At 41.5% G+C, this 6,963-nt stretch carries 6 protein-coding genes and 1 tRNA gene; 5 read left to right on the top strand and 2 right to left on the bottom strand.

Going from position 1 to position 6,963, the window contains the following annotated elements:
- Both BM266_RS12210 and BM266_RS12205 read right to left on the bottom strand, forming a co-directional pair.
- Positions 1–307 (bottom strand): Arm DNA-binding domain-containing protein (locus BM266_RS12210; protein ID WP_245760394.1); only part of this gene is annotated, 307 nt, incomplete at its 3' end.
- Between the two features lie 249 nt (positions 308–556).
- A tRNA-Pro gene (locus BM266_RS12205) sits at positions 557–631 on the bottom strand.
- 389 nt (positions 632–1,020) lie between these two features.
- Between BM266_RS12205 and BM266_RS12200 the strand changes: the two genes are divergently transcribed.
- From BM266_RS12200 to scpA, 5 genes are all read left to right on the top strand, one after another.
- Positions 1,021–2,220 carry a PQQ-dependent sugar dehydrogenase gene (locus BM266_RS12200; protein ID WP_093410107.1) on the top strand — a complete coding sequence of 400 codons (1,200 nt, stop codon included), beginning with the start codon at positions 1,021–1,023 and terminating at the stop codon, positions 2,218–2,220.
- 208 nt (positions 2,221–2,428) lie between these two features.
- Complete coding sequence (gene udk, locus BM266_RS12195; protein ID WP_093410104.1) at positions 2,429–3,037, top strand: uridine kinase; 609 nt, start codon at positions 2,429–2,431, stop codon at positions 3,035–3,037.
- Between the two features lie 19 nt (positions 3,038–3,056).
- The gene (locus tag BM266_RS12190; protein WP_093410102.1) at positions 3,057–3,371 is read left to right on the top strand and encodes an FtsB family cell division protein; all 315 of its coding nucleotides are present in this window, start codon (positions 3,057–3,059) and stop codon (positions 3,369–3,371) included.
- Between the two features lie 26 nt (positions 3,372–3,397).
- Positions 3,398–4,795: a methylmalonyl-CoA mutase subunit beta gene (locus BM266_RS12185; RefSeq protein ID WP_093410100.1), complete on the top strand. Its 1,398-nt coding sequence runs from the start codon at positions 3,398–3,400 to the stop codon at positions 4,793–4,795.
- 12 nt (positions 4,796–4,807) lie between these two features.
- Positions 4,808–6,928 (top strand): methylmalonyl-CoA mutase, encoded by a 2,121-nt coding sequence (scpA, locus tag BM266_RS12180; RefSeq protein ID WP_093410098.1) that lies wholly within the window; start codon positions 4,808–4,810, stop codon positions 6,926–6,928.
- Positions 6,929–6,963 lie beyond the last annotated feature (35 nt).

Here is a 6,963-nt window from a genome sequence, read left to right as displayed (position 1 = left end):
TTCCAAGAAATCTCGCTTTGATCGTCTCCGTGGTGACCAGAAGACCATCTTTTAAAAGGCTATCATAGGTTTTATAAAGTTGTGCTTTGGTTTCATCAATTTTTTTATTGATCTGCCGGCTTTCAGCACTACTACCGGTAAGTTTACTTGCAGATTGGTTCCACTTGTCCACCGGAATAGTTCGTTTTAAACTAATTTCCAGGGATTTGCCGTTAACGGTAATTCGGGCATAGAGGAGGGCTAATTCTGGTTGTTTTTTCTTTTTGCGAATGAAAAAAGAAATGGAAAAGGTTTGACTGGTACGCATAGTTTTGTTGTTTAAATGAAACAATTAATTAAGGCGAAAGTCAAACTACCAATACATAATTATGGAGTACCGGTAAGCTAAAAATACAAAAAAATAACTCACGATAAACTCACAAATTCACCGTGAACTCACGATAAACTCACATAAAATTTAACACTATTTGTTAAATTTTGAGCACAAAAAGAAAGGGTAACTATATGAAAACCATATAATTACCCTTTTTTTATGTTAAAATATAACTTGTAAAAGTCGGGGTGGCAGGATTCGAACCTGCGGCCTCCTGCTCCCAAAGCAGGCGCGATAACCGGGCTACGCTACACCCCGAGGTGTATTTTAAGATCTTTCGATCTTTCTATTTCAATAATTCAAGAACTTAAGCCTTTAGTTCTAAGGTCGACCAACATAATACCTAGAACGTTTATCGCTAAAAAGAATGTAAACAACCATTCTCTAAATTTAGCACATTTTTTCGAAGCTGCGAGCCTTCCCACCATAGCGGGACGCGATAACCGGGCGGAATTTATGCCATCCTTGCACCAGGATTAAATCTCGTTGCAACTAAACTCAAAATCTTATAAAAGAACTTCCGCATTTAAGCGGCTGCAAATATAATAATTCCTTTGGGATAGCAACAAGAACTTTATATTTTTTATATCTTAGTTAATTCAATTTGCCGGAAAAAAGCAAATTGTCTAATCACCAAAACTATTGATATGAAACGAGTATTATTATCCCTAAGTATGATCCTTGCCCTCTCGGCTTGCGGCGAGAATCAAAAATCTTCGGAAGAGGCTAAAACCACAGAAACTGAAGACCAAGAAATCTCAACCCGGGAAGGTCTTGAGGAACAACCGGAAGCCGAGGCCCCTGAAACAGATTACGAGCACGAAGTAGTGGTTTCCGGACTAAATATTCCCTGGAGTTTTACCTTCCTGCCTGATAAAAGTATGCTGATTACCGAAAAAAGCGGAGAGCTTTTTCATTTTAAAGATGGTAAGAAGCAATCTATTTCAGGTGTTCCTGCTGTTTATAGCCGGGGGCAAGGCGGATTGCTGGATGTAGCTCTTCATCCCGAATATAAATCAACCGGCTGGATCTACCTTACTTTTTCTTCCGAAGAAGGAGAAGGCGATGGTGGAAATACCAAATTGGTTAGAGCTAAACTCAATAACAATCAGCTCACTGATATAGAAGATCTTTATAAGGCCGAACCTAATACCACTAAAGGACAGCATTTTGGTTCAAGAATTGTATTTGACGAGGCCGGTCACCTGTACTTCACTATTGGGGATCGTGGAAACCGCGATGAAAATCCGCAGGATATTACCCGCGATGGCGGGAAAGTTTACCGCTTAAATCTTGATGGTAGTATTCCTGAAGACAATCCTTTTGTTGGAGAAGAAAACGCCAAGGAAGCGATCTACTCCTACGGACACCGGAATGCACAAGGAATGATCTATCACCCTGAAACCGGGGAAGTTTGGCTGCACGAGCACGGTCCACAAGGTGGCGATGAGATCAATATTGTCAAAAAAGGCCTGAACTACGGTTGGCCAGAGGTAACCTACGGTATTAACTATGACGATTCAATTATCACAGAACAAACCGGCGGACCTGAATTTGAAGATCCTATGTTCTACTGGATTCCATCTATCGCTCCAAGCGGGTTCGTTTATGTAACCTCAGATAAATATCCTGATTTAAAAGGTGATTTATTGGTTGGTTCCTTAAAATTTCAGTACCTCGAACACCTTGAGTTAGATGGAACAGAAATAGGCAAAAGAACCAAGTTGTTAGATGGAGTAGGAAGACTTCGTGATGTGCGCGAGGGACCAGATGGCTTTATCTATGCTGCTATAGAAGGCACCGGTATCGTTAAATTACTACCGCAGGAAGAAGAAGCTTCAAATTAGAAAATGAAACAGCTTTTTTTAAGCTTAAAATGCTTGTAATATTTTCCTTCTGGAAATCTCTGATAAGGAAAAGGAACGGCAAAGACTATAATTATCTAATAACGCCAATTGACCTAAATAATAAAAATAGAAAAGATAGTTATAAATAGACATTTAAAGAATTTCAGGGTTTGGGGCAAATAGTTAAATTTGCCCCAAATTATTTTAGATGCTAATCATAGGAATCGCCGGAGGTACAGGAAGTGGTAAAACCACCGTAGTAAACCAGATCACAGAAGAATTAAAAAATGAAGAAGTAGATGTGATCTCCCAGGACCATTACTACCAGGACCTTAGCCACCTTAGCATGGAAGAAAGGGTGAAGACCAATTTTGATCACCCTAAGTCCATAGATTTTGATTTACTTGTAAAACATCTCCAGGAACTAAAAGAAGGTAAAACAATTCATCAGCCGGTTTATTCTTTTAAAGAACATAACCGCACCAGCGAAACGGTAAAAACAGAGCCCCGGAAGGTGGTTATTGTTGAAGGGATCTTAATTCTTACCAACCCAGAGATCAGGAAAATGTTTGATATAAAGATCTATGTACATGCCGACAGTGATGAGCGCCTTATCCGTAGGTTGAAACGCGACATCAACGAGCGCAACAGGGATCTGGATGAAGTCCTTTGGCGTTACCAGACTACCCTGAAGCCTATGCACCAGCAATTTATTGAACCAACCAAGGAATTCGCAGATATCATCATCCCCACCAACCGTTACAATACCGTAGCTGTTGATATTGTGCAAACCATAATCAAGGACCGCTTGGCCTAATTTTGTATCTTTATCCTGTATGAAATTAAAAGAATTGCGAAAAAAACCATGGTTTAGATTTCTAGGCAATAAATATGTGCTGTTGAGCCTTATTTTTGCCGGTTGGATGATCTTTCTGGATAGCAATTCCTGGTTTATTCATAATGAACTAAATCAGGAGCTTAATGAATTGGAAGATAATAAAAACTACTACCGTAACGAGATCGACAAGGATAAAGCCGTGATCGAAAAACTTCAGGACTCGGTAGAACTCGAAAAATTCGCACGCCAAAAATACTTTATGAAACGTGCCGATGAGGATATTTATATCATCGAATACGACACGATAGATTAAGGCGACCGCAACCAAAAATCTTTAAAATGAAAGAATCATTATTTCAGGAATTCGAAGAGGTTTCTGCAAAGCAATGGAAACAAAAAATACAATTCGACCTAAAAGGAGCCGATTATAACGAAAAACTCATCTACAATTCCCTGGATGGGATAGCGATAAAGCCTTTTTATACTGCTGAAGACATAGGTGAGCCTGTGCATCTGGAATCTCCTATCCATTGGAATATTTGTGAAAAAATCTATGTAATATCTTCGGAAGTTGCTAACGAAAAAGCCCTGAATGCTTTAAAAAAAGGTGCTGAAAGCCTCTGGTTTGAATTACCAACAGAAGAAATTTCCATTGAAGAGTTACTGGAAGAAATTGACCTGAAATCAACTCCTGTTTACCTAAAACCTGAATTCTTATCTGAAGATTTTTTCAATCGTTTGCGAAAATTTCTGAAGGGCAAAAAAAACCAGGTTTACCTGCAAACAGATATTATCGGGAAACTGGCCCGCTCTGGAAACTGGTTCTTCAATCTGAAAGAAGATCATAGAATTTTAGGTGAAATCCTTTCTAAATCTGAAGATTTTTCTTCGGTTATAAGCATAAACACCGACTTGTATCAAAATGCCGGAGCCAATATTCCACAGCAACTGGCCTATTCCCTGGCCCACGCCAACGAATACCTAAACCATATAGATCAGTCTTCAGCATTAAAAAATATTAAACCGCAGTTTCTGCCTCAGTTCGTGGTGGCTTCAGGTCCAAATTATTTCTTTGAAATTGCCAAAATAAGAGCGCTTCGCTGGTTATATTCAAGTCTGGCAAAAGAATATGGTTTTCCTGAAGATGGTCACATCATCGCTCAACCCACCAAACGAAACAAGACACTTTACGATTATAACGTGAACTTGTTGCGCACCACTACCGAAAGTATGAGTGCTGTGCTTGGCGGGGCCAACACTGTATACAATTCACCATACGACACTATTTATCACAAAAACAACGATTTTGGCGACCGAATTGCCCGCAACCAGTTATTGATAATGAAGCACGAAGCTTATTTGGATAAGGTGAGCAATGCAGCCGAAGGCACTTATTATATTGAAAGTCTAACCCGGCAATTTGCTGATAAGGCCCTTGAAATCTTCAAAGAGATCGAAATGGGCGGCGGATTTCTTAAACAATTGAAAGCCGGCATCATTCAGAAGAAAATAAAGGAAAGTGCTAAAAAAGAGCAGCAGCGATTTGATGAGGGGGAGTTGATACTTATCGGGACTAATAAATTCGAAAATCTTCAGGACAGAATGAAAGAGGAACTGGAATTATTTCCATTTCTGAAGAAAAACAAACGTAAAACCCTCCTGGAACCCATTTTAGAGCGCCGACTGAGTGAAAAATCTGAGCAGGAAAGACTGGAAAAGGAATCTGCAGAAAATTAAAACCCACCGGAAATGTCAAGAAAAGAGCTTCAACATATAAAATTAACAGCGCCAAAAAAGGAAGAAATTCAGGAAACAAAAGCCTTTAAAACTCCGGAAGGCATAAAGCTGAAACCCACCTATTCCAAAGAGGATCTGGAAAAAGCAGAACATCTCAATTTTGCCGCCGGAATTCCGCCATATTTGCGGGGACCTTACAGCACGATGTATGTCTCCCGCCCCTGGACCATCAGGCAGTACGCCGGTTTTTCTACTGCGGAAGAGAGTAATGCCTTTTACCGCAGAAATCTTGCCGCCGGACAAAAAGGCTTATCTGTAGCATTTGATCTTCCCACCCATCGCGGTTACGACAGCGATCACGAGCGGGTATTAGGAGATGTGGGAAAAGCCGGAGTCGCCATCGATTCGGTAGAGGATATGAAAATTCTTTTCGATCAGATCCCGCTGGATAAGATGTCGGTTTCTATGACGATGAACGGGGCTGTTTTACCCATTATGGCTTTTTATATTGTTGCGGCGGAAGAACAGGGAGTAAAACCCGAACAGCTTTCAGGAACCATTCAGAACGACATTCTAAAGGAGTTCATGGTGCGTAACACCTACATCTACCCTCCTGCTCCGTCGATGAAGATCATTTCTGATATTTTTGAATATTCTTCGAAGAATATGCCCAGGTTCAACAGCATCAGCATCTCCGGATATCATATGCAGGAAGCCGGAGCAACCAATGATATTGAGTTAGCATATACCCTGGCAGACGGACTGGAATACATCAGGGAAGGATTAAAAGCCGGGATGGAAATAGACACTTTTGCCCCACGCCTATCTTTTTTCTGGGCGGTTGGGATGAACCATTTTATGGAAATCGCAAAGATGCGGGCAGGAAGAATGCTTTGGGCAAAACTGGTTAAGCAATTCAATCCAAAAGATCCAAAATCACTTTCATTAAGAACTCATAGTCAAACCAGTGGTTGGAGTCTAACAGAACAAGATCCGTTCAATAATGTAGCGCGCACCTGTATTGAAGCAGCTGCCGCAGCCTTTGGAGGAACCCAGAGCTTGCATACCAATGCCCTGGACGAGGCAATAGCATTACCTACAGATTTTTCTGCCAGAATAGCGAGAAATACCCAATTACATCTTCAGGAAGAAACCGGGATTACTAAAACCGTAGATCCTTGGGCAGGTAGTTTTTATGTGGAAAAGCTTACGGAAGAGATCGCGCAAAAAGCCTGGAAACTCATCGAAGAGGTTGAAGAGCTTGGCGGAATGACCAAAGCCATTGAAGCCGGGATTCCCAAAATGAGAATTGAGCAAGCAGCAGCCAAAAAACAAGCCAGGATAGACAGTGGCACCGACATAATTGTAGGTGTAAACAAATACCGAAGAGAGAAAGAAGATGAGTTGGTTACTCTTGAAGTTGATAACCAAACGGTAAGAAAACAGCAAATCGAAAGGCTGGAAAGAATAAAAGCTGAACGAAACACCGAAAAAGTGAAGACTTCTCTCCAAGAACTTACTAAATCGGCCAAAGATGAAAGCGGAAATTTATTAGCTTTAGCCGTAGAAGCGGCCAGAAACCGGGCTACCCTGGGCGAAATAAGCGACGCACTGGAAGAAGTTTACGGTCGCTACAAAGCAAAAATTCAATCCTTTAGCGGGGTTTATTCCAAAGAAATGAAAGACGACGCTTCCTTTAAAAAAGCCAGGGAAATGGCCGATAAATTCGCAGAACAGGATGGGCGCCGTCCACGAATTATGATCGCAAAGATGGGGCAGGATGGGCACGACCGTGGTGCAAAGGTTGTAGCTACCGGCTACGCCGATCTTGGTTTTGATGTAGATATAGGCCCCTTATTTCAAACGCCCCGGGAAGCGGCAAAGCAAGCTGTAGAGAACGATGTTCACATTCTGGGAATATCCTCCCAGGCAGCAGGACACAAAACCCTGGTTCCACAGGTGATCGAAGAACTTAAAGACCTTGGCCGCGATGATATTATGGTGATCGTTGGCGGGGTAATTCCGTCGCAGGATTATCAGTTCCTATTTGACGCCGGCGCCGTAGCGGTTTTTGGTCCAGGCACCAAAATTAGCGAGGCGGCTATTAAGCTGTTGGAGATTTTGATTGACTAGTAAACAAGAGGCAAGAATCAGGAGGCAAGAGACAA

Source organism: Salegentibacter flavus (genome assembly GCF_900115145.1).
Classification (GTDB): Bacteria; Bacteroidota; Bacteroidia; order Flavobacteriales; family Flavobacteriaceae; genus Salegentibacter; species Salegentibacter flavus.
The sequence above is the reverse complement of the archived record's forward strand: the minus strand, read 5'-3'. Positions and strand labels throughout refer to the sequence as shown.